The sequence below is a fragment of the Salaquimonas pukyongi genome (assembly GCF_001953055.1).
GTDB lineage: Bacteria > Pseudomonadota > Alphaproteobacteria > Rhizobiales > Rhizobiaceae > Salaquimonas > Salaquimonas pukyongi.
This window is the reverse complement of sequence record NZ_CP019044.1, coordinates 453,298-479,983: the sequence shown is the minus strand read 5'-3', so window position 1 is coordinate 479,983 and position 26,686 is coordinate 453,298. Positions and strand designations below refer to the sequence as shown.

At 57.5% G+C, this 26,686-nt stretch carries 27 protein-coding genes, 2 tRNA genes and 2 pseudogenes; 17 read left to right on the top strand and 14 right to left on the bottom strand.

The window, feature by feature from the left end:
- Positions 1-214 precede the first annotated feature (214 nt).
- Positions 215-619 carry an SRPBCC domain-containing protein gene (locus tag BVL55_RS02365; RefSeq protein WP_075995559.1) on the top strand — a complete coding sequence of 135 codons (405 nt, stop codon included), beginning with the start codon at positions 215-217 and terminating at the stop codon, positions 617-619.
- A 278-nt stretch (positions 620-897) separates the two neighbouring features.
- On the opposite strand, the gene BVL55_RS16685 is transcribed toward BVL55_RS02365, so the two are convergent.
- Positions 898-1,128 carry a hypothetical protein gene (locus tag BVL55_RS16685; RefSeq protein ID WP_075995558.1) on the bottom strand — a complete coding sequence of 77 codons (231 nt, stop codon included), beginning with the start codon at positions 1,126-1,128 and terminating at the stop codon, positions 898-900.
- Between the two features lie 300 nt (positions 1,129-1,428).
- Between BVL55_RS16685 and BVL55_RS02355 the strand changes: the two genes are divergently transcribed.
- Positions 1,429-1,764 (top strand): hypothetical protein, encoded by a 336-nt coding sequence (locus BVL55_RS02355; RefSeq protein WP_075995557.1) that lies wholly within the window; start codon positions 1,429-1,431, stop codon positions 1,762-1,764.
- A gap of 251 nt (positions 1,765-2,015) precedes the next feature.
- Here BVL55_RS02355 and BVL55_RS02350 read toward each other — a convergent pair whose 3' ends face one another.
- From BVL55_RS02350 to BVL55_RS17145, 4 genes are all read right to left on the bottom strand, one after another.
- Complete coding sequence (locus BVL55_RS02350; protein WP_205410835.1) at positions 2,016-2,882, bottom strand: PD-(D/E)XK nuclease domain-containing protein; 867 nt, start codon at positions 2,880-2,882, stop codon at positions 2,016-2,018.
- Between the two features lie 12 nt (positions 2,883-2,894).
- On the bottom strand, positions 2,895-3,071 hold the full coding sequence (locus BVL55_RS16340; protein WP_156892384.1) for a hypothetical protein: 177 nt from the start codon (positions 3,069-3,071) through the stop codon (positions 2,895-2,897).
- 123 nt (positions 3,072-3,194) lie between these two features.
- On the bottom strand, positions 3,195-4,718 hold the full coding sequence (locus BVL55_RS02345) for a recombinase family protein (protein ID WP_075995556.1): 1,524 nt from the start codon (positions 4,716-4,718) through the stop codon (positions 3,195-3,197).
- A 183-nt stretch (positions 4,719-4,901) separates the two neighbouring features.
- Complete coding sequence (locus BVL55_RS17145) at positions 4,902-5,036, bottom strand: hypothetical protein (RefSeq protein ID WP_280161709.1); 135 nt, start codon at positions 5,034-5,036, stop codon at positions 4,902-4,904.
- A 334-nt stretch (positions 5,037-5,370) separates the two neighbouring features.
- On the opposite strand from BVL55_RS17145, the gene BVL55_RS02340 reads away from it, so the two are divergent.
- Together BVL55_RS02340 and BVL55_RS02335 are read left to right on the top strand one after the other, a co-directional pair.
- Entirely contained in the window at positions 5,371-5,697 is a 327-nt protein-coding gene (locus BVL55_RS02340) for a helix-turn-helix transcriptional regulator (RefSeq protein ID WP_205410834.1), read from the top strand.
- Positions 5,684-6,154 carry a hypothetical protein gene (locus BVL55_RS02335; RefSeq protein WP_075995554.1) on the top strand — a complete coding sequence of 157 codons (471 nt, stop codon included), beginning with the start codon at positions 5,684-5,686 and terminating at the stop codon, positions 6,152-6,154. The genes BVL55_RS02340 and BVL55_RS02335 overlap by 14 nt, the downstream gene beginning before the upstream one ends.
- Positions 6,155-6,270: 116 nt before the next feature.
- On the opposite strand, the gene BVL55_RS02330 is transcribed toward BVL55_RS02335, so the two are convergent.
- Positions 6,271-6,849, bottom strand: coding sequence for a tyrosine-type recombinase/integrase (locus BVL55_RS02330; protein ID WP_075995553.1), 579 nt, complete (start codon positions 6,847-6,849; stop codon positions 6,271-6,273).
- Positions 6,850-7,050: 201 nt separating this feature from the next.
- On the opposite strand from BVL55_RS02330, the gene BVL55_RS02325 reads away from it, so the two are divergent.
- Positions 7,051-7,488 (top strand): retropepsin-like aspartic protease, encoded by a 438-nt coding sequence (locus BVL55_RS02325; protein ID WP_162841431.1) that lies wholly within the window; start codon positions 7,051-7,053, stop codon positions 7,486-7,488.
- A 135-nt stretch (positions 7,489-7,623) separates the two neighbouring features.
- On the opposite strand, the gene BVL55_RS02320 is transcribed toward BVL55_RS02325, so the two are convergent.
- Positions 7,624-7,698, bottom strand: a tRNA-Thr gene (locus tag BVL55_RS02320).
- 160 nt (positions 7,699-7,858) lie between these two features.
- Between BVL55_RS02320 and BVL55_RS02315 the strand changes: the two genes are divergently transcribed.
- The 10 genes and pseudogenes from BVL55_RS02315 (at position 7,859) to BVL55_RS02270 (ending at position 13,929) form a co-directional block, all read left to right on the top strand.
- Positions 7,859-8,053 carry a hypothetical protein gene (locus tag BVL55_RS02315; protein ID WP_156892383.1) on the top strand — a complete coding sequence of 65 codons (195 nt, stop codon included), beginning with the start codon at positions 7,859-7,861 and terminating at the stop codon, positions 8,051-8,053.
- Positions 8,054-8,269: 216 nt separating this feature from the next.
- Positions 8,270-9,559 (top strand): UDP-N-acetylglucosamine 1-carboxyvinyltransferase, encoded by a 1,290-nt coding sequence (murA, locus tag BVL55_RS02310; protein ID WP_075995550.1) that lies wholly within the window; start codon positions 8,270-8,272, stop codon positions 9,557-9,559.
- A 128-nt stretch (positions 9,560-9,687) separates the two neighbouring features.
- Positions 9,688-10,116, top strand: coding sequence for a DUF2948 family protein (locus BVL55_RS02305; RefSeq protein ID WP_075997830.1), 429 nt, complete (start codon positions 9,688-9,690; stop codon positions 10,114-10,116).
- Between the two features lie 26 nt (positions 10,117-10,142).
- On the top strand, positions 10,143-11,435 hold the full coding sequence (hisD, locus tag BVL55_RS02300) for a histidinol dehydrogenase (protein ID WP_075995549.1): 1,293 nt from the start codon (positions 10,143-10,145) through the stop codon (positions 11,433-11,435).
- Between the two features lie 68 nt (positions 11,436-11,503).
- Positions 11,504-11,988, top strand: a pseudogene (locus BVL55_RS02295) (UPF0262 family protein).
- Between the two features lie 95 nt (positions 11,989-12,083).
- Complete coding sequence (locus tag BVL55_RS02290; RefSeq protein ID WP_244530611.1) at positions 12,084-12,488, top strand: arsenate-mycothiol transferase ArsC; 405 nt, start codon at positions 12,084-12,086, stop codon at positions 12,486-12,488.
- 141 nt (positions 12,489-12,629) lie between these two features.
- Complete coding sequence (infA, locus tag BVL55_RS02285) at positions 12,630-12,848, top strand: translation initiation factor IF-1 (RefSeq protein WP_075995548.1); 219 nt, start codon at positions 12,630-12,632, stop codon at positions 12,846-12,848.
- A 9-nt stretch (positions 12,849-12,857) separates the two neighbouring features.
- The gene (locus BVL55_RS02280) at positions 12,858-13,481 is read left to right on the top strand and encodes a Maf-like protein (protein WP_075995547.1); all 624 of its coding nucleotides are present in this window, start codon (positions 12,858-12,860) and stop codon (positions 13,479-13,481) included.
- A 2-nt stretch (positions 13,482-13,483) separates the two neighbouring features.
- Positions 13,484-13,681, top strand: a complete 198-nt coding sequence (yacG, locus tag BVL55_RS02275; protein WP_075995546.1) for a DNA gyrase inhibitor YacG — start codon at positions 13,484-13,486, stop codon at positions 13,679-13,681.
- Positions 13,682-13,854: 173 nt separating this feature from the next.
- Positions 13,855-13,929: transfer RNA gene (locus BVL55_RS02270), tRNA-Phe, on the top strand.
- A gap of 85 nt (positions 13,930-14,014) precedes the next feature.
- Here the strand turns inward: BVL55_RS02270 and BVL55_RS02265 are convergent.
- The gene (locus tag BVL55_RS02265; RefSeq protein WP_075995545.1) at positions 14,015-15,643 is read right to left on the bottom strand and encodes a GMC family oxidoreductase; all 1,629 of its coding nucleotides are present in this window, start codon (positions 15,641-15,643) and stop codon (positions 14,015-14,017) included.
- A gap of 249 nt (positions 15,644-15,892) precedes the next feature.
- Here BVL55_RS02265 and BVL55_RS02260 point away from each other — a divergent pair, with 249 nt between their 5' ends.
- Complete coding sequence (locus BVL55_RS02260; RefSeq protein WP_075995544.1) at positions 15,893-17,053, top strand: efflux RND transporter periplasmic adaptor subunit; 1,161 nt, start codon at positions 15,893-15,895, stop codon at positions 17,051-17,053.
- A 3-nt stretch (positions 17,054-17,056) separates the two neighbouring features.
- A complete protein-coding gene (locus BVL55_RS02255; RefSeq protein ID WP_075995543.1) occupies positions 17,057-20,164 on the top strand; it encodes an efflux RND transporter permease subunit in 3,108 nt (1,035 codons plus the stop codon).
- A gap of 15 nt (positions 20,165-20,179) precedes the next feature.
- Here BVL55_RS02255 and BVL55_RS02250 read toward each other — a convergent pair whose 3' ends face one another.
- The 6 genes and pseudogenes from BVL55_RS02250 to BVL55_RS02225 form a co-directional block, all read right to left on the bottom strand.
- Complete coding sequence (locus tag BVL55_RS02250; protein WP_075995542.1) at positions 20,180-22,213, bottom strand: 3-hydroxyacyl-CoA dehydrogenase NAD-binding domain-containing protein; 2,034 nt, start codon at positions 22,211-22,213, stop codon at positions 20,180-20,182.
- Positions 22,214-22,353: 140 nt separating this feature from the next.
- Positions 22,354-23,343: an ABC transporter substrate-binding protein gene (locus BVL55_RS02245; RefSeq protein ID WP_075995541.1), complete on the bottom strand. Its 990-nt coding sequence runs from the start codon at positions 23,341-23,343 to the stop codon at positions 22,354-22,356.
- A 17-nt stretch (positions 23,344-23,360) separates the two neighbouring features.
- Entirely contained in the window at positions 23,361-24,236 is an 876-nt protein-coding gene (locus BVL55_RS02240) for an ABC transporter permease (protein ID WP_075995540.1), read from the bottom strand.
- Entirely contained in the window at positions 24,233-25,117 is an 885-nt protein-coding gene (locus BVL55_RS02235; RefSeq protein ID WP_075995539.1) for an ABC transporter permease, read from the bottom strand. The genes BVL55_RS02240 and BVL55_RS02235 overlap by 4 nt, the downstream gene beginning before the upstream one ends.
- A gap of 89 nt (positions 25,118-25,206) precedes the next feature.
- Complete coding sequence (locus BVL55_RS02230) at positions 25,207-25,986, bottom strand: ABC transporter ATP-binding protein (protein WP_075995538.1); 780 nt, start codon at positions 25,984-25,986, stop codon at positions 25,207-25,209.
- Positions 25,983-26,683, bottom strand: a pseudogene (locus BVL55_RS02225) (SDR family oxidoreductase). The gene BVL55_RS02230 and the pseudogene BVL55_RS02225 overlap by 4 nt, the downstream one beginning before the upstream one ends.
- Between the last annotated feature and the right edge of the window lie 3 nt (positions 26,684-26,686).

The following is a 26,686-nucleotide window of genomic DNA, read 5'->3' as shown; positions in this document are numbered from 1 at the left end:
GCTGCAATCAGTGTCTCTATCATTTCCTGCCTGCTTCGAGAATTGGGGTTGTGAGGGGCACAATCCGAAGCGCAAGCATGTCAAGAACGGGATACTGTCGCCCGTCGAGTTCGAACGGCAGCAGGAAATGAAAACCGAGGGCGTCTAGAAGACTCGGGGCTATTCTTACCCCACAGGGTGTTCCGAACTTTTGAAGTTTGGTATAATACAATTTATGAGTGCAAAACTTCTCGAAGCATCAATCACAATCCAAGCACCCGTCGCAAATGTATGGCGCGTGTTTGTTGACCCAACGCTCACGAGACAGATGGGTGGAGAGTACGTGACCGACTGGAAAGTAGGGAGCCCACTCAGTTTCAAGAAGCCCGACGGAGCGGAAGTTATCGCTGGCACACTTCTCAAGTTTGAGCCAGAAAAACTACTGCAACATATAGTACGAAATGCAATGAGGTCGATAGACGCTACGCTTACATATGAGTTCAGTGAACAGAACGGCGTCACCACCCTCAAGGGAAGTGAGGAGTTCACCGAACCAATATCTGATGAAGAATATGCTGACTCTTTGGCAGGATGGGATGCCGCTTTGAATATGGTGAAAGAAATTGCAGAAAAACAATAGTTCACCGATATAGACATTTCTACGAGCGAACATCACAGCAGACAACTCCTGTATACCAAGAGCTATATATGCACGCTGGTCAACAAGTTCTGAAAGCCAAGCTGTGGGGTCACATCAGCATGTCAGGTATCCTAGGCAGCAAAACCGCTCAACTGAGCGGTTTTGCTGCTGTTGGGTAGCGTATCTGACAAGACCCCGATAAACAGCTCGAACTGAGAAAGAAAATGACCGGACTTTCTAGTCCGGTCGAGTGCGGTCGTGATCTCAGTCAAGATCAGTCAGCGAGTATGTAGCTTCTGTTGGATTTCTTTGTGGTGGGTATGAGCTGTGGCAAACACCCAGCCCAGGAATAAGACCCAAACGAGACACCCGATAGTAGCTGCCATCAAAAGAAACGATGAGGGCATTTGGTGTGCAAACTCAAGAATGAGATTCCGTGCACCGGAAAATGCCAGGGTGACGATACAAAGTGCATAACCGACGCAGAGTCCAGCATAGAATTTGAACATTGTGTCCTCCTCTTTAACCGCACATCACGTTGGTGATATTTCACGGTATGCAGAGGACGACACTCTTATACTATTGAATCATCTCAACGTTCAGATGACAAACCTTCGGGCACTAGCACATCTCTCTCCACTGCAATCAGTGTCTCTATCATTTCCTGCCTGCTTCGAGGATTGGGGCTACGAGGGTCACATCAGCATGTCTGGTATTCTAGACAAATACCTAACCTATGGTAAGGTTCGAACAGTTTTCTCCTGTCACGTGCGCCGGAATTGGTCCGGTGCGAGTATCAGGAGGAAATCATGCCAACAGCAGAAGTCGCTGCCAGCACAAAACCATTCGAAATTGACCTGAGAGGGTTATCTCCCGAAAAAGTCGTTGAGGAGTTGACGGCTGCTGAATTCAGTGAAGTCAACGCTCATGACACTGATGTCTATACATGGGAATCGGTTTGTTGCGCAGAACCTTTCAGTGATCGTGTGGTCTGCGTTAGCATCAAGGATGAGGAGGCTGACCGCCTCACAGTAACGGTCTTTGATGGAACAAAACACACCCTTCGCGCAGGGCAAGACCTGTACTGGTTTGATAAGAAAGAAGGCGGCTGGGGTTACGCCCGGACAAGTTACTTTTACAGGTGATCTGACTCGTCATGATCACACAAGGTCAGCTCCGGCTGACCTTTTCCTTTAATTCTAAACTTTTTTCAGCCTCCATCAGAGCCTCAATCATTTCCTGCCTGCTTCGAGGACTGGGGTTGTGAGGGTCACATCAGCATGTCAGGTATCCTAGACAGCAAAACCGCTCAACTAAGCCGGTTTTGCTGGTGTTGGGTAGCGCATCCAACAAGACCCTGACAAACAGCTCGAACTGAGAAAAGAATGACCGAACATCAAACCACTACGATTGTGGTTTTGATGATGCCTTTGTCGTTTTTGCTTTCCCCTGATAAATCTCTCACTAATCCACCAGCGTTTTGTATGTACTGGTTTGGATCGTAGAGCACGCACCATAGGTAGGTGCAATCAGGATGAACTCGATAATGATCGATATCGATGATCAGCTCATCGCCAACTTTACGAGCATGTGCTTTGTCGCGCACCAGTTTGGTTTCAATAACTACAGAATGCTCCGGGAGAAGAAAATCCATCCTGGTAGCCGTACCAGCGTAGCTTGGCGTAAACTCCTCCGGACGCACGTCCGATACCCAAGGACGTAACATAGCGTGAAGCAAATCCTGAATATCGTACTCTGAATTGAAAGAGAGACTGGTGGCGCCCTTTCTGCGGTTTGCTAGCGGATATACCGCTCGCGGCAAGCCCTTCACTAGTACACCTAACAGCTCATCAAGTGATGAAGGTCTAATGGCAGATTTGCTTCCTTTGGGCTGTATTGTTGGCTCGTCTTGCTTTTCACCATTTGGTAGAACTCGACCGCCCTGAAAATAGCGAAACCCATTCGCTTCAAGAGCTTCCACAACACGGGCACGCTGCAGTCCCCAATCGTTGCGGTCATCGGGATCAATCGGTGGCACGTCCATAAATTCCTCTAGAACATCGCCAAGCACCGCGAGGCTATCGACCGACTCGTCTTGCCCGGCTCGAAAAAGCCATTCCTTCCACTTTGAATGGTGTGCGAGATCAGGCGGATCGCCAGGCGCTCCAGCTGACTTGAAGAGCGCATCAAGAGTCGAGTGAGAGCCGGGGATAGCTTCACCTACAATTGCGCAAAGTCCGCGGGATAATCTAATATTGGACATGTAGTGATTTTATCATTTCTTGGATATTAGGGTCTCATCATGATTTTCAAGCAAACCGAGATTTGCTGGGAGCTTGATTCTCCAACCTTCTGGATCGACTATCCACCGCTCGGAATTGTTGCGCACCATGCGCTCATCTCCCTGCGCAATAAGTGCAAATTGTTCTTCAAGGTGCCCCTCCAGCATCATTGGTTTGTGCTCTTTTCTTAATGCAGAACTGTACGCTTCATCCAGGATAAAGCCACTTCAAAACCGGAAGTTCAGTGTTCTGTGTAACAGTGGAGGACGACGCTCTCGTGCTATTGAATCATCTCAAGGAAGAGATAACAAACCTTCGGTCGCTGACACTGCTCTTTCCGCTACAATCAGCGCTTCAATCATTTCCTGCCTGCTTCGAGGATTGGGGCTGTGAGGGTCACCATCGGTGCCACTGCGCACAGCTTCCACTGCTACCAGCCAATTAGCTGGCTCTAGATATACGTTTTTTCGCTCCACCAGACAGTTCGATGTTGCCCAGCGCACGATCTCCCGTCTTTCCGTGGCAATCGCTGAAATAAACATGGTTTTCAGGCTTTTTATCCGTTCGAGGAAGTACCGGATACGGTCAGGTTCGACATGTGCCTCGGTTTGCTTGGCGAGCGATTTCTCAAGACGCAAGCGTTCAAGTTCCAAGGACTGCTTGCGGTTGGTGAAGGTGTCTTTGTCAATCAGCTGATCAATGAGAGCATCCGTGAGGCGATCCAGCCGCCGCTTGGTGTGCTCCAGCTGGAGGCGGATACCGTCACGGGGATCGTGGGCAGTCTGTTTGCTGTTCCACGCTTCGATCTCTTCGGTAATGCGGGTAATGTCTTCGGGCGATAACGCCACCCGCTCCAGAAGGTCAGCCACCGCTGCTTCCAACACGTCCTCCCGCACACAGGTGGTGGGACACTGCGTGGTTTGACAGCGGTAGTATACGTATGATTTTTGCCGCTCGGGGATCATGGCATAGCCACACAAGGTACACCGAAACAGCCCGCGATAGGTGTGGCGGTGTTTGGTGACCTTCTTGCCGCATTTGCCTGCCCGCACGTCTGCAACGGTATCAAACAAAGAAACCGGTATCAGCGGCTCATGCACACCCTGATAGGTCTCACCGGTTGTCTTGATGCGGATCAGTCCGGTGTAGAAGGGGTTGGCGAGGATGGTTTCGATGCCATGCTTGGAGAGTGGCTTGCCACCCTGGTTGCGCAACCCGCGCTCGTCCATTTCCATCACCAAACTGCGCAGTGAGTATTCCCCACTGGCGTAGAGTTCAAAGACCTGCTGGATAAGCGGTGCCCGCAGTGGGTCAGGGGTTTTGGGTTTCCCGCCACCGTTATCGCAATACCCGATCGGGGCTTTGAACGGATACAGACCCTGCTTCAATCGCCCGTTGATGCCTTTGACGGTCTCTTCGCGCAGATTGCGGATGTAGTCTGCGGCGATGACGGCTTGGATGTCAGCCGAGAGCCGTCCACTGCGGGAGCGAAAATCGAGGCTCTCGGTGGCAAAGCGGACATCGGTGCCGGCATCAGACAGTTCACCAATCGCCAGCCAGTCAGCGCCATTGCGGGCACTGCGGTCGATCTTGTGCATGATCAAGCCCGTAGCTTCCCCATTGCGGAGGGCTTTGATCATGGACAAAAAGACCGGACGCCCAGCTTTGGCGGCAGTTTCTTTTTCTTCAAACCACTGGGTGATGGTGAGACTATGGGCGGCGGCGTAGCGTTCTATCGCTTCCCGCTGGGCTTCGAGTGAGACGCCTTCACCCTGTTTGGGAGTGGAGACGCGTACATAAGCGAAATACTGGTTCATACATTGTTTTGGTTATTGCGAGCGGCTGACAAAGCATGGGTGCGAGCCGAATTGCCGCCGCTTGGGCACGGCGACAATTCACTCACTGATTCCCGCCACCCTGATGGTGAACGTATGGGCTGCTATGAGTGGCGGTGTTGAGGGATAGGCTCATTGTTCTAGGGGGATACGGTATCCCCCAGTCTATCCCCGAGATGTTGGCGGCAGTGGTGGCGCATCCAGGTCACCAAATGCCCACGTGCCCTCGCGCTCCATCCGCTGATACATGCGCCAGCAAATTGCCAGAAACTGGCGGACGTGTTCTGGTTGGTCGTTCATGACAGAAGTCTACGCGCCATTCGTCTCTAAGAAAGAAGGCTTCATGTGCGGTAATCGTCAGTGGAGCCTGCTTGTATCGGTTTGCAAGAAACCGGTATCATCCCGCCTAGGAAAACACACTGGCACTAGGACTGTAATACCATCCGCTCGGTTTGTGATTGGAGGGGTTTCACCCCTCCAACCAACGCTCACCAGACAGAGCGGATGGTGTTGTGTCTAGACTGGTCTTAGTGCCAATACTGCACATTGGGGGTACTACGCCCGAAACGATGCCGGTCTTAAACTGGACGAGCTTTAACAGTTTAAGCACCACCTTATGAACAACACCTTTGCCTTGGATCTGCGGGTCGCCCGCCGCAAAGCGGGTCTCACCCAGGTCGATTGCGCGCATCTTCTGGATGTGCATCCCTCACTTATCTCACGCTTTGAAAGCGGACGCAGTACACCGTCCATTCAGAGCATTTGCACGCTCTCACTGCTCTACGGACGTTCCTTTGAGCGCCTGTTTGGAGAGGCGTTTGCCAGTGCCCGTACGGAACTCGCCGAGCGTCTGCCATCACTGCCGGATGCGCCCACGCACTGGCTGCCCCGCCCCAACCGCCAGCACACGCTAAACCAGCTATCAGCCCACCTAAGTGAATCGGAGAATGGCGCGGCTTAAGGTGCTGGCGATTGCCGTTGCCACCGGCAAAATCGGCTATGTCTATCTCATCGGCGAGAAGCTGAAAGACTGGGGCTTGTCGCGCAAAGCCAGCGTCTCAACTGAGCAGGCGGCAGGCTATGCGCAACGCCTGATCAATGATTTGAAGCCCGATGTGCTGGTAACTGAGAAAGTACAGGCAGAGAGTAGCAAGAGTGCCAAGACCCGTTCGCTCATTGCCGCTATAGAGCGGATCGGAGAGCATAACTACCTGCTCGATGTATCCGTGGAGCGAGTGAAACGCTTCAAGAACAAGTATGATGAAGCGGTTGCTCTGGCAGAGCGGTTTCCCGAGTTATTGCCATGGGTTCCCAAGCCTCGGCGTATCTGGGAGCCGGAGCCGCGCAACACCATATACTTTGAAGCGCTGGGGCTGGCGCTTCTAGCTATCAGCCCCCGCGCTAAATCCTATCCCTAAAGGATAGACATGGAGTCACGGACGGATGTGGCTGGCTTCTGCAACAGCATGAACCGCTCTGACCCACAATGTCCCCACATACACCACCCACATACGGGTGGTGTTTTGGTATGTCCTCACCACATCCGTTTCGCCACCGCGTATTCTTCCGGTCCCATGGCATTGGCATAGATAGCCGTGACACCGATATTGGCGTGTCCCATCCATTTCTGGAGGAGATTAAGCGGCACACCGGCTTGAATGGCGGCGACCCCAAAGCCATGGCGCAAGCCCTTGGGTGAGGCATGAATGCCGGTCACGTGGGCAGTTGCCATCACCCGTTTGATACGCCGCCAGGCGGTGGTGCGGCTGATCTGCCAGAGTCGTTGGTCGAGGGCTTGCTCGGTGAGGGTATGGTCGGCTGACAGCAGTTTGATCAGTGCCGGTGGCACCGGCACTTCCCTGATATGGAGCTTCTGGCGTTTCTTCAATGACCGGAAAGCTATGACGTTGTTGGTGGTGTCTATGGCACTGCCCTGCAGGGCGAGGGCTTCGCTGACACGGCACCCTGTATAGGCAAGGGTGAGGCAGAGGCTTCGGGTGGGTATGGGGGCTGTTTTGGCTACCCGCATGAAGCTCAGTCGCTCGTGGCGATTGAGGTAGAGCCGCGCACCACTGGCGGCATGAAGTTGCATGGACACGGGGGTGGATTTCATAGGAGGAAGCCTTGCAACAGAATTGGTAATTCAGTTGCACGGCTCTGCAATCACTGTCATTGCAAGGACATACCGGTGACTGGGAGAGTTCAAGGAACGCGCTAAAGCGCCTCTCGATAGCCCCAAAACCAGCCACCCACCTCAGCATACAACACAATTACCAATTCTGTTTCACCGCTCTGTGCACAAGGCGGTGGTGTGGTGAAGTGGTGGTGGTTTCTCGGGGTGTTGGTATTGGCGGGATGTACCGGCAAGCAGACAGCGGTGCCGCTCCTATTCAGCACCCCAGCACAGGTGTTTCTGGTGGAGGTCTCTATTGCTGGTCAGGCTGGCAAAGACGCCACGGTGCCACTGATCTTTGATACGGGTGCGGCAGTGACCATTCTCGATGAGACAACACTTCAGGCGCTCGGTCTCTCGCCCCTCAGCACCGAGACCATTTTGCTTCCGAATAACGTCACCCACCAGATCACCCGCTACCGGCTCACCAATTTGCGGCTTGGCGATTGTGTGCTTCGTGATGTGGATGTCTATGGCTCACCCGCACTGGTGCAGGGCGTGTTGGGGTTGGATGTGTTGGGACCACTGCTGCCGATGACGGTGACGAGTGCGGTGGTGGTGTTTGGGTGCTCTCAATAGCTTGGCTGGTCTATAAACTCAACGTAGCGGTTCATACCAGCCCATATCATCGCACTAATAAGGGTGGGCTAAACGGGGGTCTGAAAAAAATAAAACTAGATTTTTGTAATAAAAACAAGTAGTTATATGGGTAGCTGGTGCTGCTGGAGAGAATCGAACTCTCGACCTCTCCCTTACCAAGGGAGTGCTCTACCTCTGAGCTACAGCAGCGTCCGGCAGGGTTTCGCCAAAGCTAAAAACGTCTCAACGCCAGTCAGGCAGAAGCCATGGCCGTTTGCGAAACCGCGTGCCTTCTGCCATATGGGCAGGGGTGTTGCAAGCGCAGAATTCCCTGCCCGGGCAGCAGGGCGGCAGGTCCGGTTTTACGATCATGGCAACTGACAAGAACACTTCCAAACCCGAACCCGACCGCCGCAAGCAGGCATTGCGGGAAAACCTGAAACGGCGCAAGGGCGCGCTGCGCGGCATTACTGCCAAAGCCGATAGCGGCGAGGCCCCGGCCCGGCCACAGGCACGGCACGATGCCCTGAAGCCCCGCAACCGGGGAAAAGAGTCCGGAAGCTGACAAAATTGCCGCTTGGACGGGCTCAGGTTAACCCTTCGGAAACCAACTGCTTGATGCGGTAGGGGCTTTCGGCTAAGAGCTTGCATCTTTCAAAACGAGGTCAGGGCACGGCGCCGAGCAGGCACGCGCCGGCAGGGCGGTGATTGTTTGAACCTGCCCTGCTGTGGCCAACATTCCGTCCGAAAGTGGCAAAGAAGCAGGTAGGGATCGGGTTTCATGGACAGTATCAAGGTAACGGGCGGCCACCGCCTGAATGGCGTAATTCCGATCTCCGGCGCCAAGAACGCAGCCCTGCCCCTGATGATCGCTTCGCTGCTGACTGCCGATGAGCTCATCCTTGAAAATGTCCCCCATCTTGCCGATGTGGAGTCGCTGATCCGCATCCTGACCAATCATGGCGTGGATTATCACGTCGAAGGCAAGCGGCGCGCGCACAATGGCCAGCAGGGCCGCAACATTGCCTTTACGGCGGGCGAGATCGTCGATACCACCGCGCCTTATGACCTTGTCTCGAAAATGCGCGCCAGCTTCTGGGTTATCGGCCCGCTGCTTGCCCGCATGCACAAGGCCAAGGTCTCGCTGCCCGGCGGCTGTGCCATCGGCACGCGGCCGGTAGACCTGTTCATCGACAGTCTCCAAGCCCTGGGCGCCAAAATCACCATTGATGGCGGCTATGCCGTTGCCGAGGCTACAGGCGGCCTGACAGGCGCCGACTACACGTTCTCCAAGGTTTCCGTCGGCGCTACCCATGTGGCCATGATGGCGGCGACCCTGGCGAAGGGGAAAACCGTCTTGCGCAACTGCGCGCGCGAACCCGAAGTCACCGACCTTGCCAATTGCCTGATTGCCATGGGCGCGCAAATCAGTGGCGCGGGAACATCGACCCTCACGATTGAGGGTGTCGAGGCGCTTCACGGCGCACGCCACCGGGTATTGCCGGACCGGATCGAAACCGGCACCTATGCCATGGCGGCGGCGATTGCCGGCGGGGAAGTGCTGCTAAAAGGTGCCCAGGCATCCTTGCTGCAGAACGCACTGGATGTGCTGGTGCGCGCAGGAGTCGAGATCGAGGAGAAAAACGACGGCATCCGCGTCATGCGCAACGGCCATGGCATCAAGCCCGTCGATGTGACCACCGAACCCTTTCCGGGCTTTCCAACCGATCTGCAGGCACAGTTCATGGCGCTGATGACCCAGGCAGAAGGGACCAGCACGATACGCGAAACGATTTTTGAAAACCGCTTCATGCACGTTCAGGAGCTTGCCCGTCTCGGCGCCCAGATCACCCTGGACGGGCAGGAAGCCACCGTTCACGGCCCTTCTGCCCTGAAAGGTGCACAGGTAATGGCAACCGATCTGCGTGCCTCGGTTTCCCTTGTCATGGCAGGACTGGTTGCAGAAGGGGATACGACGATTACACGCGTTTACCATCTCGATCGCGGCTTTGAACATCTGGAACAAAAACTGTCAGCCTGCGGCGCCGCCGTAGAGCGGATTTCGGCCTGATCGCCATCAAACGGGAAAATACCGCTCAAGCTCTGCGACCATCGAAAGCCTTGCTTTTCAACGTCAGCTTTTCTACCTCAACGGCGAAGGTAAACATGCACCCCGAACCGGGTACGCAGGAAGCTGCCATGAAGGAAAACCGAAGAAAGCTGGTTGCACTGGATGCAGAGGATCTGGCCGCAATTTCCGCCCATTGCCAGGACGCCGTTCTCAAGCTGAAGGATGTCCGTTTTCTTCCCGCCGAACGCCGGTTTGTCCTCGAACTCAACCGGTTTGCCTGGGAAGAAGGCGAAAAACAGAAAGAACGCCGCAAGTCGGTTCTGCATTTCGAGCGGGTCCAAAATGCGGCAACCCAGGGCATCAACCAGCGCGACAAGGAGCAGGTCCTTTGCCTGCTGGCAGTGCTCTATACCCCTGAAGATCCGCCGGCAGGAACCATCGATCTTGTCTTCTCCGGTGATTTTCAAATCCGCCTGACGGTGGAGTGCGTCGAGGTTCAACTCACCGACATGGATGCTTCCTGGCAGGCATCCTCTGTCCCTGTCCACAAGGATTGAACCTGCGGCAATCGAGAAAGCAGCCCGTGCCCGAAAGACTTGACAGCACCCAGAAAGATTTTGACGCGCAATTTGCGTCGATCCTCTCCGCCAAGCGGGAACAATCCGCCGATGTTGACGCAGTCGTTGCCAGCATCATCGCCGATGTGCGCAAACGGGGTGACGCCGCCCTGCTTGATTATACCGCCCGCTTCGACCGTTTAACGATTGAAGCGGAGCAATTGCAGGTTTCGGCGGATGAAATTGCCGCTGCAACGGATTGTGTCCCCAAAGAACAGCTTGATGCGCTGACCCTGGCCCGCGACCGCATCCACTCCCATCACGAAAAACAGATGCCGCAGGATGACCGCTATAGCGATGCAGCCGGCGTGGAGCTTGGGTCACGCTGGACAGCGGTGGAGGCTGTAGGGCTTTACGTGCCTGGAGGAACGGCAAGCTATCCAAGTTCCGTTCTGATGAATGCCGTTCCGGCCAAGGTTGCCGGGGTTGAACGGCTAGTGATGGTAGTCCCCTCTCCCGGCGGCGAACTCAACCCGCTGGTTCTGGCGGCGGCCGATCTTGCCGGTGTCGATGAGGTTTATCGTATCGGCGGCGCACAGGCCGTGGCGGCTCTTGCCCATGGCACACAGACCATCGCCCCCGTTGCCAAGATTGTCGGGCCAGGCAATGCCTATGTTGCCGCGGCCAAACGGCAGGTTTTCGGCACGGTCGGCATCGACATGATCGCCGGCCCTTCCGAAGTGCTGATCGTGGCCGATGGTGAGAACAATCCCGACTGGCTGGCCCTCGACCTGCTGGCCCAGGCAGAACACGATACCGCCGCACAATCGATCCTGATTACCGATTCGCCGGAACTGGCCGCCAGCGTTGCCGAAGCCGTGGAACGGCATTTGCAGACCTTGCCAAGGGCGGAAATTGCCGCGGCAAGCTGGCGGGACTACGGTGTCATCATCACGGTTGAAAAACTTGCCGATGCCCTGCCGCTGGTAAACCGCCTTGCACCCGAGCACCTTGAAATCGCCACCGCAGACCCGGAAGCCCTTCTCGATGGCGTGCGCAATGCAGGCGCCGTGTTCCTGGGTAAGCACACGCCCGAGGCAATCGGCGATTACGTGGGCGGTTCAAACCATGTTCTGCCCACCGCGCGCTCGGCCCGGTTTTCCTCCGGCTTGTCGGTGTTGGACTTCGTCAAGCGCACGTCGATCCTCAAATGCGGGCCCGATCAACTCGCCGCCATCGGCCCGGCTGCAGTAACCCTGGCGGAAGCCGAAGGATTGCAAGCCCATGGCAGGTCTGTTTCAATCCGGATGAATCGCTGATATTGACCTTTGCGATGCCGGAGCGGTTCCGGTTTCCTCCAACATTTCCGTGAGCCTGTTTCGCCGTCATGTCCGCGCAAGATCAATCCCAGAACCGTTTGGTGGACGTTGTCCTGGACAGCGACTCCTTCGGCCGTGCAACACCCGATGTGGAACATGAACGGGCGGTGGCCATCTTCGACCTGATTGAGGAAAACTCGTTCCTCCCGAAGGCGATTCAGGCGGCCCCTATAAACTGTCCCTGTCGCTCGCCGAAAACCGGCTGGTTTTCAACATTACGCGGGAAGACGACATGCCGGTTATCGTGCACATGCTGTCGCTGACCCCGTTCAAACGGGTCATCAAGGATTATTTCATGATCTGCGAGAGCTATTACGAGGCGATCCGCACGTCCTCGCCGGCGCAGATCGAGGCGATCGACATGGGTCGGCGCGGCCTGCACAATGAAGGGTCACAGACCCTGCAGGAACGCCTGAAGGGCAAGATAGAGGTGGATTTCGACACAGCCCGGCGGCTCTTTACCCTGATTTGCGTGTTGCATTGGCGCGGATGAGCGGGACAGACGATAGAAGCGGCAAAGCCGGTCAGGTGCCGTCAAAAGCAGATGACGATGCTGCGCCGGTAACCTCGGTCCTGTTTGCCTGCACCATGAATTCCATCCGCTCGCCAATGGCCGAACGCCTGTTCAAGAACCTTTACGGAACCACCATCTATTGCGATTCCGTCGGCGTCGAAGAGGGTGCAGCCGATGGCTTTGCAGCTGCTGTCATGAGCGAGCGCGGGCTCGACATGACCACGCACAAAACAAAGCTGTTCGATGACCTTGAGGACATCTACTTCGACCTTATCGTCACCCTTTCGCCGCAGGCCCATCACAGGGCCCTGGATGTCGCTGCCGGACAGGCAATCGAGGTCGAATACTGGCCGACCATGGACCCCTCCACCATCGCCGGAAGCCGCGAACAGGTATTGGAGGGCTACCGGCAGGTTCGCGACGCATTGGAGGAAAAAATACGCAGCCGGTTTGCCACTCCCACCCAGGGGGAAAAATAGACCGGCTTTTAATCTTGACAGTTCACTTTTGCGCCGTGCTGGGATAGGTTCCGCGCGGATCAACCCCGGCAGCACCATATGGCCGGGAAAACTGCCACCGGATGACAGGCAAGGCTCCGGGGCCAATATAAAAGAGGTAGAATGCCGAAAGAGGAAGTTCTCGAGTTCCCGGGCGTGGTGAGCGAACTGCTCCCCAACGCCACTTTCCGCGTCAAGCTGGAAAACGACCACGAAATCATCGCCCACACGGCGGGCCGCATGCGCAAGAACCGTATCCGCGTTCTGGCCGGCGACAAGGTGCTCGTGGAAATGACGCCATATGATCTGACCAAGGGTCGGATCACCTACCGTTTCAAATAGGACCGCAACATGTCGGGCAGGTTGAAGCTCATCCTGGCCTCCGGTTCGCCCCGACGCCTGCAGTTGCTGCAGCAGGCGGGCATCGAGCCTGACCATCTTTGCCCCGTCGACGCCGATGAAACACCGGCCCGGGGGGAGGCACCGCGCACGCTTGCCAAACGGCTTGCCCGCGAAAAGGCGGAACTGGCGGTCGAAAACGCCTCGCGCACGCCGGAACTCCAGGGCTGTCTGATATTGGCTGCGGACACGGTGGTTGCACTGGGGCGCCGCATTCTGCCCAAGGCGGAAATGCTGGACCAGGCATCGACCAGCCTGCGGCTTCTGTCAGGCCGGTCCCATCGTGTATATACCGGCATCACACTGGTAACGCCCAAGGGCGCTTTCCGGCACCGGCTGGTGGAAACCCGTGTGCGCTTCAAACGGCTGTCGCGCGAGGAAATCGAAGCTTATCTGGCTTCCGGCGAATGGCGCGGAAAGGCCGGCGGTTATGCCATTCAGGGCCTCGCCGGTGCTTTTGTGGTCAAACTGGTGGGGTCCTATACCAACGTTGTCGGCCTGCCGGTGCATGAGACGGTATCCCTGCTGGCAGGCGAAGGGTATCCGGTTTATTTCAACTGGGTGAACCGAACCTGATCATGAGCGACGGAAAAGACAAGGTGGCGCCTCTGCGCAAGCCGGTTGCCTGCCCCAATTGCGGCAAGCCCTCGAGCCGCGACACCTATCCGTTCTGTTCCACACGATGCTCCGACGTCGATCTCAACCGCTGGTTTTCCGGCAGTTATGCGGTGCCTGCCGAACCGGCTGACGACAGTTCCAGCGGGGCGGAAAACTAGTCCATGCGCCATGCAACAGGCAATGGAAGCGACCTGCAAACCAGCATGCCTGATCCGGCTGAAATATTTGTTGCGGCAGACTTCCAATCCACTGGACAGGCCACGGGACAGCCACTATAAACCGCGCAGTCTTGAACGGGGCTTTGCTCCGTCACCCCATATCCTGCAAAGATGCCCGGGTAGCTCAGGGGTAGAGCAGCGGATTGAAAATCCGCGTGTCGGTGGTTCAAATCCGCCCCCGGGCACCATTCTTCCAAATGATGCATGCATGTTGAACAGGCGTTTTTGATGGGGCGTCCAAATAACACCCAAGAACGGTGTGCCGGGCTCTACTTAATGTGCCGCCGCATCCTTCAAAATGGCATCGGCTGCCTTTTCGGCGATCATTATTACCGGTGAGGCGGTATTGCCGGATACGATCTTCGGCATGATGGAAGCATCGACGATGCGCAAACGGCCAAGGCCGTGCACTTTCAGGTCCGTGCCGACCACTGATCGTTCATCCTGTCCCATCCTGCATGTGCCGACGGGATGAAAAATCGTCGTGCCGATGTCACCGGCTGCGCTTAAAAGCTCATCATCGGATACGACCGCTGGTCCCGGCAGCAGTTCCTGCGGTTCATATTGTGCCAGTGCCCTTGCGGTCATGATGCGGCGTGCCTGTCTTAATGCCTCGACTGCAACCTGCCGGTCTCGCGCTGCAGACAGATAGTTCAGCCTGATTTCGGGCTGGTGGGCAATGTCGCGACTGACGATGTGGCTTGAACCAACACTCTCCGGCCGCAGATTGCAGACCGACATGGTAATCGCGGGAAAATCATGCAGCGGATCGCCAAGCTTGTCTGTCGACAGGGGCTGGACGTGATATTCCAGATCCGGTGTGGCCAGGGACGGGTCTGATTTGGTGAACATGCCGAACTGGCTGGGCGCCATGGAAAGCGGGCCTGAGCGTGTCAGGGCATATTGAAGGGCCATCCGCGTCTTGCCGAAAAGGGAATTAGCCAGTGTGTTCAAAGTCCTTGCGCCGCGCACCTTGTAGATCGTCCGAAGTTGCAGATGATCCTGAAGATTTTCCCCAACGCCGGGACTTTCATGCTCCACATCAATGCCGAGGGCGTTCAACACATCGCCCCGGCCGATACCGGAATATTCGAGAATTCTGGGGCTGTTGATCGAACCGGCGGCAAGCAGAACCTCACCCCTTGCACGGGCGGTTCTTTTTTCCCCGCCATATCGGAATGCAACGCCGCGCACTTCGCCGTTCTCTATGATCAGATGTTCGGTTTCCGCGTGGGTCAGAACCTTCAGATTGGGACGTTTCATTGCCGGTTTCAGAAATCCCTTGGCCGTATTCCAGCGCACGCCCTGTTTCTGGTTTACTTCGAAGAACCCCGAACCCTCATTGTTTCCGTCATTAAAGTCGTCGCGCGGCATGATGCCGAATTCTGCTGCACCGCGCTGAACGGCTTTGAGGATTTCCCATGAAAGGCGCTGGCGGGTCACCTTCCACTCGCCGCCTGCACCATGAAAATCCGTCTTTCCGGCATGATGGTCTTCCGACTTGAGGAAATAGGGAAGGACGTCATCCCAGCCCCAGCCGGTATTGCCCAATTGCCGCCAGTGATCGTAATCGGCCGCTTGTCCGCGCATGTAGATCATGCCGTTGACCGAACTGCATCCCCCCAGCAGCCTGCCGCGCGGATAGACCAAAGACCGGTCATTCAGCCCCGGCTCGGCGGCTGTTTTCATCATCCAGTCGGTTCGCGGATTGCCGATGCAGTACAGGTAGCCGACGGGGATGTGAACCCAGTGATAGGCGTCGGTCCCGCCAGCTTCCAGCAACAGAACCTTTTTCGATGCATCGGCGGTCAGGCGATTGGCCAGGACGCAGCCCGCCGTCCCGCCACCAACGATAATATAGTCGAAATCCCCTTCAAGAGGGCGTGCCTTGTCCTGATGCATGCTGTAATCCGCCCGGGCGTAAAATGTCCCGATTTCTGCAATATCGCGGCGCGCTGGGAAAGGGAACGGCTATTTTGCCCATGGAGTCCGCCGATTGTGGCGTGCGATATGCCGGTTCCAAACCCATTGCATGCCATGCGCCGAAGGGTGCAGCTTTCTAACCGAAATTTCACGTGACTTTCCGCCATCCTCCATGGGACACTGGAAACACAGTGGTTTGATTTTTCAAGTTTTGCTTCAGGATCCTACATGGCCTCGTGGAAACAGCTATTGATCATAGCAGCGCTGGGTCTGGTGTGCCTTTTTGCCTGGACGCGGATTGACCCGAATGCAGCCGCGCGCCTTCAGGCCCTGGGGCTTGATCCTGCTCTGGCAAAGCGTATTGCCGGCACGGATGCAACGACCGCCACCGGCTCAATCGGCGGCAGCGGGCCAAAGGCAGGAGGCGGCCGGCGCGGTGGTGTCCTGGTCGTCGCCGCTCCGGCGTTTACCGCCACGGTCGATAATTCCGTAACCGCCATTGGCGACGGAGAAGCCGCACGCTCGATCACGCTTGTACCATTGGAATCCGGTGTTCTTACTGCGGTGAATGTTTCTCCCGGGGACCGGGTCAAAAAAGGCGATGTTGTTGCCGAACTGGACTCCGACAAAGAGCGTATTGCCCGCGACCGTGCAGCCCTTCAGGAAAGACTGGTTGCCAACAAGGTTTCAAGAATTGAACAGCTTACCCGTTCCCGGGCCGCGACCACGGTGCAGCTAGACGATGCAAAGGGCGAACTGGAGACTGCAAGGCTTGCCCTGCGTGATGCGGAAGTTGCCTTGCAGCGCCGCCTTATCACGGCTCCTGCCGACGGCATAGCCGGCCTGGTGCCGGTGGAAGCCGGTGCCTATGTTACCCCTCAGACGGCAATTACCACCATAGACGACCGCTCTTCGCTGATTGTCGATTTCTGGGTGCCGGAACGATTTGCTGCCCTTGTCAGAATTGGCCAGCCCGTGGAGGCGGAAGCGGTTGCCTTTCCGGGCCGGCCTTTTGAGGGCACGGTTTCCCAAATTGCCAGCCGGGTGGACCGAGACAGCCGCACGCTGCAAATTCGCGCAAGCATTCCCAATACCGGTGATCGCCTGCGCCCTGGAATGTCGTTTCGCGTCAACATGAAGTTTCCCGGCGAACAGCATGTCGCCGTTGATCCGCTGGCCATTCAGTGGAGTTCCCGGGGCCCGTATGTGTGGAACGTTGCCGACGGCAAGGCAAAGCGGCTTGATGTGCGAATCATTCAGCGCAACAGCGATGCCGTCATGGTATCGGGGGAAATTCAACCCGGCGACCTGACGGTGATCGAGGGCGTACAGAGTGTACGGGAGGGCGTTGCCCTGAACATTGCCGAACAGCCGGCGGGCGGGGCATAGCCGATGATAACGGCTCCGCAATCAGATGGCGGATTTGCCGGCCTGTTCGTGCGGCGCCCCATTCTTGCGCTTGTTCTGAGCGCGCTGATCATTGTCGGTGGTCTTGCCGCGCTGTTTGGCGTCGAAGTGCGGGAACTTCCCGAGGTGGACAGTCCCGTGGTTTCCGTTCGCACGGAGTATCCCGGCGCTGCGCCCGAAACCATTGACCGGGAAGTTACCGCCCGTATCGAAGGCGCTGCGGGGCGTGTGCCTGGCGTGGATTCGATTTCTTCCTCTTCCACCTTTGGCCGCAGTTCGGTGACGGTCGAATTCACCGCGGAAACCGATATCGACGTCGCGGCCAACGACCTGAAGGATGCCATCAGCCGCGTATCGCGCGACCTGCCCGACGACATCGAAGACCCCCGCGTGATCAAGAGCGATGACAATGCACAGGCGGTTTTGCGCGTTGCGGTTACTTCCGCCAATCTTTCGGTTCAGGAACTGACCACGCTGGTTGAAGATGAGGTCATCGACCGGCTGACGGCGGTTCCCGGTGTTGCCGATGTTTATGTCTATGGCGACCGCGACAACATCTTCAGGATTGACGTTGATCAGAGCAAGCTTGCCAGCCGGGGATTGAACGCCGGTGACATTGCTGCTGCACTTTCCAATGCAGCGTTCGATTCGCCGGCCGGAACGCTGACCAGCTCGTCGCAGGACATTGTTGTTCGCACAACCGCCGGCATAGACACTGCGGCCCAGTTCGAGGCACTGGTCATCCGGGGAAGAACCCGCATCGGCGATGTGGCTGCGGTATCGCTCGGCCCGGATCCCGGTGACAGTCTGCTCAGGGCGAATGGGCGCACCGGTGTTGGCATGGGCATCGTGCGGCAGGCCGGTTCAAACACGCTGGAAATCTCAAAGGGTGTGAGGCAGACCGTTGCGGAGATCGCCGAAATCCTGCCCGATGACGTCAGCATCCAGGTAACCAGCGATGACGCCACCTTTATTCAGGGGTCGATCAATGAAGTGCTGTACTCGCTTCTGCTGGCCGCCTGTATCGTTATCGCCATTATTTTCGTTTTTCTGCTGAACCTGAGGGCAACGCTGGTACCGGCCATTACCCTGCCGGTGGCGCTGATCGGCGCGGTAGGCGGCATCTGGCTTGCCGGGCTTTCGGTCAATATTCTCACGCTGCTTGCCCTCGTACTCGCCACCGGGCTGGTAGTCGATGATGCCATCGTCGTTCTGGAAAACATCGTCAGCAAACGCAATGCCGGCCTCGGGCCGCGTGCTGCTGCCGTCGTTGGTGTGCGGGAAGTCTTCTTCGCCGTCATAACCACCACGGCGACGCTGGCCTCCGTCTTTATTCCGATTTCCTTTCTGCCCGGCAAGGTCGGCGCCCTGTTTGGCGAGTTCGGCTTCACCCTTGCGCTGTCTGTTACCATTTCATCGCTTGTCGCGCTGACGCTCTGCCCCATGCTTGCCTCGCGTTTTCTCACTTCTGCACCCGAAAAGAGCGGTGGCGGCCCGGCAAGCCGTTTCGGTGAGCAGCTGATTGCAATTTACTCGCGGCTGTTGAGGGCATGTCTTGCCGCACCGCTGGTGGTTGTCGCCGTATCGGTTGCGGCTGCCCTTGCCGCGGTGGTGCTGTATGGGACCCTTCGCAAGGAACTGACCCCGCCGGAGGACCGTGCCGTCATCCTGATGTTCGTGAGCGCGCCACAGGGCGTCAGCCTGGATTTCACCAGCACACAGACGCGCAAGATAGAAGCGCTGGTTGAACCGTTGCGAACCAGTGGAGAGGTTACGAACGTTTTCTCCATTGCCGGAATACGCGGCCAGGCAAACAACGGTTTTGCCGTGCTCACCCTGGCCCCCTGGGACGAACGCGAGCGCAGCCAGCAGGAAATCGCCGCAGAGGTCAACCGAAAGCTGGCCACCGTGCCGGGTATCCGCGCCTTCGCCATTCAGCCCAACAGCCTGGGCATTCGCAATGCGGGTGAAGGGCTCAAAGTGGCCCTGCTGGGGGATGACTATGATGAACTTGCGGCGGCGGCTGAGGAACTGATGGCCAGGATGGAGGCTGACCCGCGTTTCGGCCGTATCCGGCTATCCTACGAGACAACACAGCCGCAGCTTTCCATTTCCATCGACCGCGAACGCGCTTCCGATCTGGGGATCAACATTGACGGGCTGGCGCCGGTCGTTCAGGCGATGCTGGATGGCCGCTCCGTCGGGTCGGTTTTTGTCGGCGACCGTGCCGTTGATGTGAAGATGATTTCAACCTCCAACCCGATCAACGATCCATCCGATCTTGAAGATATTTTCCTGAAGGCTTCAGACGGAAGGACCGTTCCCCTCTCGTCGATTTCCACCCTGGAAGAAAAAGCGGTCGCACCATCGCTCGGGCGCGAGCAACGCCGCCGTGCCGTTACCTTGACTGCAAGCCTGGACGGCAGTTTTTCAATCGCCGGGGCGCTCGCCGAAGCCCAGCAACTTGCTGCACCGCTTCTGCCTGCCGGGGCACGGCTTGCACCGCTGGCGGAAGCTGCCACGCTGAAAGATACCGAAAGCGGCATGCGCACCACATTCCTGTTTGCCATTGTGGTCGTATTGCTGGTTCTGGCGGCGCAGTTCGAGAGCTTTGTTTCTGCGCTGATCATCATGCTGACCGTCCCGCTCGGCCTTGCCTGCGCAGTCTTTGCGCTGGTGCTCACGGGAACAAGTCTGAACGTCTATTCGCAGATTGGTCTCGTCCTGCTAGTTGGCATCATGGCAAAGAACGGCATCTTGATGGTCGAGTTCGCCAACCAGTTGCGAAACAGCGGCATGAGCGTTGCCGACGCCGCCGAACAGGCGGCCATCCGCCGGGTGCGGCCGATCATGATGACGATGGTTTCAACCGTCCTTGGGGCCATACCGCTGGTACTGGCAAGCGGAGCAGGCGCCGAAGCGCGGGTGGCGCTTGGCTGGGTGATCGCCGGCGGGCTTGGCCTTGCAACCACCGCCACGCTTTTCGTTACACCGGTAGCCTACCGTTTGCTGGCTGGTCTTTCTTCCCCGGCGGCACTGGAAGAAGAGCGCTTGCGGCAGGAACTGAACAGCGCCCGGAGCGAGACAGCGTAGCGAACATGACGAGGGTCAGGAAAGCAGTTTCGAGAGCTTCCAGGAATCAGGGCTTTGTGCCGCAACCGATTGCATGAAGCCAGCAATTTCGCCAATGCCACGGCTTTGCGCGTAAAACATGGGCCCGCCGCGCCAGCGGGGAAAACCATAGCCATGCAGCTTCACCACATCGACGTCATCGGCCGAGCAGGCGATGCCTTCCTCAACAATCAACGCACCCTCATTGACCATGGCCGCGATCAGCCTGCCGGAAATCTCTTCCGGTGAGAAAGCCTGCCGCGTGATCCCCTGTTCGGCGGAATAGCGGGTGATCAAGGCTTCCACAGCCGGATCGTGCAATGGTTTCTTCGACCCCGCCTCATAGCGGTACCAGCCCATCGCGCTGCGCTGGCCGAAACGTTCCATCTCGCAGAGCCGGTCGGCGATGGTGACATAGCGCTCGCGCGGATCACGCGTTGCGGCCTGCCGCTTGCGGTTGGCCCAGGCAATCTGCAGTCCGGTCAGATCCTGCAGTTCATAAGGCCCCATCGGCATGCCGAAAGCCCGCATTGCTGCATCCACCTCATGGGGCAATGCACCATCGGCAAGCATGTAATCGGCCTGACGCCGGTAGGCAGCCAGCATCCGGTTGCCGATGAAGCCGTCGCAAATGCCCGACAGAACCGGGATTTTCTTTAACCGGCTGGCAAGTGTAAAGCCGGTGGCAAGTGTCTGTTTGGAAGTTTCCGGCATCTGCACGATTTCCACCAGTTTCATGATGTGGGCTGGTGAAAAGAAGTGCAGGCCGAGGCAGCGGGCGGAATTGGCAATGCCTTCAAAGATCAGCCGCGGATCGATGTAGGACGTGTTGGTTGCCAATATGGCATGTTCCGGCATGACGGCAGCCAGGCGGGAAAAGGTGTCCTTCTTGACCTGCAAATCCTCAAACACCGCTTCGACGGCAAGGTCGGCATTTCGGGCAGCTTCATATTCGCAGCCTGCCGACAGGCGGGCCATTTGCGCGGCGGCCTTTTCCTCTGACAGCTTGCCGCGCTTTATCGCCCCATCAATGTTGGCCTTGACCCGGCCAATGGCCGCTTCCGCCCCCGTTTCGTTCTGTTCGAGAATATGCACGCTGCAGCCTGCCCCAAGACAGGCCGTGGCAATGCCCGTGCCCATCAGACCGCCGCCAACGACCACGATGCGCTCAACCGGCCGCGCCTCGACACCCTTGAGGATTTCCGGTTTGGCGACCTGCCGCTCAGCGAAAAAGGCGTGTCGCAGGGCTTTGGACTGATCTGATGTTCTAAGATCCAAAAAGCGTTCGCGCTCGCGCTTTTGGCCTTCTGAAAACGGCATTGTGCAGGCCCATTCGATCGCTTCCAGCGCCTGGAGCGGTGAATGCTGTCCCCTCGCCTTCTTCTCAAGTTCTGACCGTTTGGCAGCGAACCATTCACTACCCGGATTGAGCGCCTTTCGCTGACTGGCCGGCTCGGGCCGGGGCGGCAGTTTGCCTGCAAAGGCTAGTACCGCATCGCCAAGATCGTCCATCAACAGATCAACAATCCCGGCATCCCACATCTTTGGCGCAGCAAACATGCCGCCCGAACAGATGATCTCCACGGCGGTTTCAGCGCCCGCCAAGCGCGGCAATCTCTGGGTGCCGCCAGCACCGGGAATGATGCCAATATTGACTTCCGGCATGCCGAAACGCGTATCCGGCAAGGCCAGGCGGAAGGCACAGGAAAGCGCGAGTTCAAACCCGCCGCCCAACACGGTGCCATGCATGGCAGCAATCCATGGAACGGGCGAGGCTTCAATCGCATTGCAGAGATCTGGCAGATGGGGTTCAGCGGCCGGTTTGTCGAACTCACTGATGTCGCCTCCGGCGACGAAAGTGCGTCCGGTGCATTTGAGGATTGCTGCCCTTACCTTCGATACAGTCACCTTCTGTACCGCTTCCGCCAATCCCGCGCGCACCGCCTGTGACGTCGCATTGACCGGCGGGTTGTCGATGGTCACAAAGGCCAGCCCGTCCCTGATTTCAAGCGTCACCGGTTCTCTGCCCATCAAATGTCCCTCAACCGATCTGTGCGTCGTTGGGCGCGATAGGTAGCTTCCGGCGAAGCAAAAGAAAAGGGCGATCCCGGATGCGGAACCGCCCTCCTCTCAGCTTTCGGAAAGATAGTTCACCTTTCCGAAAATTCCGCTCAGTTAAGCGCCTTGTCGGTGATCATGTGGGTCCAGGCACCTTCCGGCTTTTTGGAAATGACCGGATCAGAACCACCGGACATCAGGGCCTCGACCGTGCGCTCGTAATCGGCAGGGTCAAGCGCCCCGTTGGAGCCGGCAGTCAGCTTGGCGATCTCGCCCATCATGCGCTTTTGGTGCTTTTCGGTCTGGGCGCCGGTGGCATCGTTTTCCAGCACGATTTCGGCGGCTGCGTCCGGGTTTTCCTCAGCCCATTTCCAGCCCTTCATGGAAGCGCGAACGAAGCGCACCATCTTGTCGACAAAGGCCTCATCCTTCAGGCTGTCTTCCAGCACATAAATGCCGTCTTCCAGCGTCGACACGCCCTGGTCCTCATATTTGAAGACCACCAGATCGTCCGGTGTCAGGCCGGCGTCGATGATCTGCCAGTACTCATTGTAGGTCATGGTCGAAACGCAATCGGCCTGTTTCTGCAGGATCGGATCGACGTTGAAGCCCTGTTTGAGCACCGTGACGCCATTCTCGCCACCATCGGTGGAAAGGCCGAGCTTGTTCATCCAGTTGAGGAACGGATACTCATTGCCGCCAAACCAGACACCGAGGGTTTTGCCCTTGAAGTCAGCTGGTGAGGTAATGCCGGAATCCTTGCGGCAGGTCAGCATCATGCCGGAGGACTTGAATGGCTGGGCAATGTTGACCAGCGGCACGCCTTTTTCGCGGGTAGCCAGTGCGGAGGGCATCCAGTCGAGCACCACATCGGCACCACCACCTGCAATCACCTGCGGCGGGGCGACATCCGGCCCGCCCGGCTTGATTTCAACATCAAGGTCTTCTTCCTCATAAAAGCCCTTGTCCTTGGCAACGTAGTAGCCGGCGAACTGGGCCTGGGTCACCCATTTGAGCTGCAAGGTTACCTTGTCAGCCGCCCAGGCGCTGAAGGAGGCCAGCGACATGGCCGCCGCCAGCATTAACGTGGTCAGTTTTCTCATATTCGGTTTCTCCCTGTTTAAGTCCGCGCTGCGCGCACGGACGGATGCCAGAAGGTGACGGCACGTTCGATCAGTGCCACCACCCCATAGAATGCGGAGCCCGCAAGGGCTGCCACGGCGATTTCTGCCCACACCATATCCGTATTCATCCGGCCGATTTCGGCGGAAATACGAAATCCCATGCCCACAATGGGCGTGCCGAAGAATTCGGCAACGATGGCACCGATCAGTGCCAATGTCGAATTGATCTTGAGCGCATTGAAGATGAAGGGCGCTGCCGCCGGCAGGCGAAGCTTGACCAGCGTTTGCCACCAGCTTGCTGCATAAGTACCCATCAGGTCGCGCTCCATATGACCTGCTGCAGACAGGCCCTGCACCGTGTTCACGAGCATTGGAAAGAAGGTCATGATCAGGACAACGGCAGCTTTCGACTGCCAGTCGAACCCGAACCACATCACCATGATGGGTGCGATGCCGATGATCGGAAGGGCGGAGACAAAATTTCCCAGCGGCAGCAGCCCTCGCTTGAGAAACGGAGAGCGGTCGATGGCCAATGCGGTAAGGAACCCCAGTCCGCAGCCCAGCGCATAGCCGGCAATAACGGCCTTGAGAAAGGTCTGGCGGAAATCGGCCCACAGGATCGGCAGCGAGTTGATGATCCGCTCCCAGATCATCGAGGGCGGAGGCAGCAGCACTGTCGGTATGTTGAAACCGCGGGTCATCCCCTCCCACAGCACCAGAAGCGTGATGCCGAAGACCAGCGGTACCAGCAGGCCAAGAAACCGCCGCGAGAAAAGACCGCTTCCTTCCTGGCGTACCAGCCATTCGTTGAGCGCCCAGGCACACGCCCAGAAGACAATTGCGAAGAAAACCCAGCCCAAGCCTGTCGTCATGCAATCGCCTCCTCACGCTGGCCCATGCGCTTGAGCGTGTAGGAATGGGCAAAGCTCACCAGCATGACCAGGGTTGCCGCCAGAATTGCCGCCATGAACAGGGCTGACCAGATCTGGATAGTCTGGCCGTAATACGAACCGGCCAGCAGCCGCGCGCCAAGGCCGGCAACCGCACCGGTCGGCAGTTCGCCCACGATCGCGCCGACCAGCGAAATGGCAACGGCTACCTTCAGCGAAGTAAAGAGATAGGGCATGGAGGACGGCCATCTCAGTTTCCAGAAGGTTTGCGATGTCGAAGCGTTCCATGTGCGCATCAGGTCGAGCTGCATGTTATCGGGAGAGCGCAACCCCTTCACCATGCCGACGACAACCGGGAAAAAGGAAAGATAGGTCGAGATCAGCGCCTTGGGCAGGAGGCCGGAAAGCCCAACCGCATTGAGCACGACGATGATCATCGGCGCGATGGCCAGAATGGGGATGGTCTGGGAAGCGATCACCCATGGCATGACCGACTTGTCCATGGCCTTGTTGTGCAGAATGCCGACCGCCAGCAGGATGCCGAGTGCCGTTCCAATAACAAAACCGAGCAAGGTCGCCGACAGCGTCACCCAAGAATGGTAGATAAGGGAGCGTTTCGACGTGATCTTCTTGTTGACCGTCGTATCCCACATTTCCGCCACCACCTGGTGTGGTGCGGGCAGGATTGGCCGATCCTGGCTCATGGTTGCCGAGACTAGCTCGGAAAAATCCGGCACCGGCTGGTCGAAGCGTTCTGCCTGATCGTATTCGAACGGCGCATTGAGCCAGACCACACAAGCATACCAGATCGCCACAATGATGGCGACGATGGTGAGAACAGGAATGGTCTTGCCTTGTGCCATGCTACTTCTTGCCTCAATCGCAACGCTCGGGCACCTTTGAGAGGTGCCGAGGCTGAGCTTGCAAATGCCGAGGCGGTGAGGGGAACTTTTTACTCCTCATAGCTGTGCCCCGCTCGCAGGCCCTCGCGAACGCGGTGGGCGATCTTGAGGAATTCCGGTGTTTCGCGAATGTCAAGCGGCCGCTCCTTGGGAAGGGTGGATGTGATGATATCGGTCACCCGGCCAGGCCGCGGGCTCATCACCACGATCTTGGTCGAAAGATAGACTGCCTCGGGAATTGAATGCGTCACGAAGCAGATCGTTTTGTTGGTGCGGTCCCACAACTGCAGCAATTGCTCGTTGAGATGATCGCGCACGATCTCGTCAAGCGCACCGAAGGGTTCGTCCATCAAAAGAAGATCGGCATCAAAGGCAAGCGCCCTGGCAATCGAGGCACGCTGCTGCATGCCGCCCGACAGTTGCCAGGGATATTTCTTGCCGAAATTCGAAAGATCGACGAGCTCCAGCGTGCGGTTTACCCGCTCAGCCTGCTCGGCCCTTGAATAGCCCATGATCTCAAGCGGCAGGGAGATGTTTCTTTCGATCGTGCGCCACGGAAACAGGGATGCGGCCTGGAAAACATAGCCATAGGCTCTGGACTTGCGCGCTTCCTCCGGCGTCATTGTGTTGACGGTTATTTCGCCGCCCGTCGGCTTTTCCAGATCGGCAATGACGCGCAGAAATGTCGTCTTGCCACAGCCTGACGGCCCGATGAAGGAAACGAATTCACCTTTCTCGATCTCAAGATCGACATTCGACAGGGCATGCACCGGCCCGTCATTGGTTTCAAAGGTGAGCGAAAGGTTGTTTGCGGAAATAACGTTGCTCATACCGACCGTGTTATCCCTCCATCGACGCGGATGTTCTGCCCTGTAATGTATGCGCCTCCCGGCGACGCAAGGAAGGCAATGGTCGCGCCGATTTCTCCACGCGACGATCCGTAGCGCCCCAGCGGGATGCGCGAGAGAAACTCTTCCTTTTCCGGAAGGCTGTCGATGAAGCCCGGCAGCACGTTGTTCATGCGCACATTGTCGGCTGCATAGGCATCGGCAAACAGTTTGGTGTAGGCCGCAAGCCCTGCCCGGAACACACCGGAGGTGGGAAAGACCGGGTCCGGCTCGAAGGCGGCAAAGGTGGAGATGTTGATGATCGCACCCTGCTTTTGTTTGACCATGACCGGAGCAACCAGCCGCGTGGGGCGCACAGCGTTCAGCATGTAAACATCCAGACCGCGGTGCCAGTCCTCATCGGTCAGTTCGAGAATGGGCGCTCGCGGCCCGTGGCCAGCCGAGTTCACCAGAACGTCAATCCTGCCCCAGCGCTCCATGGTACCGTTAACAAGCTGGCGAAGATCATCCATGGACTGGTTGGATCCCGTCACACCGAAACCGCCAAGCTCCTTCGCCAGTGCCTCCCCTTGCCGGAGGAAGACAGAATGGCGACGTTGAACCCGTCATCGTGCAGCGCCCGCGCGGCATCTGCCCCCATGCCGGACCCACCGGCGGTAACGACTGCGACTTTCTCCATACG

Bases quoted from the DNA above. Each gene is read 5' to 3' on its own strand.
- BVL55_RS02365 (WP_075995559.1), top strand. From the start codon at position 215: ATGAGTGCAAAACTTCTCGAAGCATCAATCACAATCCAAGCACCCGTC.
- BVL55_RS16685 (WP_075995558.1), bottom strand. From the start codon at position 1,128: ATGTTCAAATTCTATGCTGGACTCTGCGTCGGTTATGCACTTTGTATC.
- BVL55_RS02355 (WP_075995557.1), top strand. From the start codon at position 1,429: ATGCCAACAGCAGAAGTCGCTGCCAGCACAAAACCATTCGAAATTGAC.
- BVL55_RS02350 (WP_205410835.1), bottom strand. From the start codon at position 2,882: ATGTCCAATATTAGATTATCCCGCGGACTTTGCGCAATTGTAGGTGAA.
- BVL55_RS16340 (WP_156892384.1), bottom strand. From the start codon at position 3,071: ATGATGCTGGAGGGGCACCTTGAAGAACAATTTGCACTTATTGCGCAG.
- BVL55_RS02345 (WP_075995556.1), bottom strand. From the start codon at position 4,718: ATGAACCAGTATTTCGCTTATGTACGCGTCTCCACTCCCAAACAGGGT.
- BVL55_RS17145 (WP_280161709.1), bottom strand. From the start codon at position 5,036: ATGAACGACCAACCAGAACACGTCCGCCAGTTTCTGGCAATTTGCTGG.
- BVL55_RS02335 (WP_075995554.1), top strand. From the start codon at position 5,684: ATGGCGCGGCTTAAGGTGCTGGCGATTGCCGTTGCCACCGGCAAAATC.
- BVL55_RS02330 (WP_075995553.1), bottom strand. From the start codon at position 6,849: ATGAAATCCACCCCCGTGTCCATGCAACTTCATGCCGCCAGTGGTGCG.
- BVL55_RS02315 (WP_156892383.1), top strand. From the start codon at position 7,859: ATGGCAACTGACAAGAACACTTCCAAACCCGAACCCGACCGCCGCAAG.
- murA (WP_075995550.1), top strand. From the start codon at position 8,270: ATGGACAGTATCAAGGTAACGGGCGGCCACCGCCTGAATGGCGTAATT.
- BVL55_RS02305 (WP_075997830.1), top strand. From the start codon at position 9,688: ATGAAGGAAAACCGAAGAAAGCTGGTTGCACTGGATGCAGAGGATCTG.
- BVL55_RS02290 (WP_244530611.1), top strand. From the start codon at position 12,084: ATGAATTCCATCCGCTCGCCAATGGCCGAACGCCTGTTCAAGAACCTT.
- infA (WP_075995548.1), top strand. From the start codon at position 12,630: ATGCCGAAAGAGGAAGTTCTCGAGTTCCCGGGCGTGGTGAGCGAACTG.
- BVL55_RS02280 (WP_075995547.1), top strand. From the start codon at position 12,858: ATGTCGGGCAGGTTGAAGCTCATCCTGGCCTCCGGTTCGCCCCGACGC.
- yacG (WP_075995546.1), top strand. From the start codon at position 13,484: ATGAGCGACGGAAAAGACAAGGTGGCGCCTCTGCGCAAGCCGGTTGCC.
- BVL55_RS02265 (WP_075995545.1), bottom strand. From the start codon at position 15,643: ATGCATCAGGACAAGGCACGCCCTCTTGAAGGGGATTTCGACTATATT.
- BVL55_RS02260 (WP_075995544.1), top strand. From the start codon at position 15,893: ATGGCCTCGTGGAAACAGCTATTGATCATAGCAGCGCTGGGTCTGGTG.
- BVL55_RS02255 (WP_075995543.1), top strand. From the start codon at position 17,057: ATGATAACGGCTCCGCAATCAGATGGCGGATTTGCCGGCCTGTTCGTG.
- BVL55_RS02250 (WP_075995542.1), bottom strand. From the start codon at position 22,213: ATGGGCAGAGAACCGGTGACGCTTGAAATCAGGGACGGGCTGGCCTTT.
- BVL55_RS02245 (WP_075995541.1), bottom strand. From the start codon at position 23,343: ATGAGAAAACTGACCACGTTAATGCTGGCGGCGGCCATGTCGCTGGCC.
- BVL55_RS02240 (WP_075995540.1), bottom strand. From the start codon at position 24,236: ATGACGACAGGCTTGGGCTGGGTTTTCTTCGCAATTGTCTTCTGGGCG.
- BVL55_RS02235 (WP_075995539.1), bottom strand. From the start codon at position 25,117: ATGGCACAAGGCAAGACCATTCCTGTTCTCACCATCGTCGCCATCATT.
- BVL55_RS02230 (WP_075995538.1), bottom strand. From the start codon at position 25,986: ATGAGCAACGTTATTTCCGCAAACAACCTTTCGCTCACCTTTGAAACC.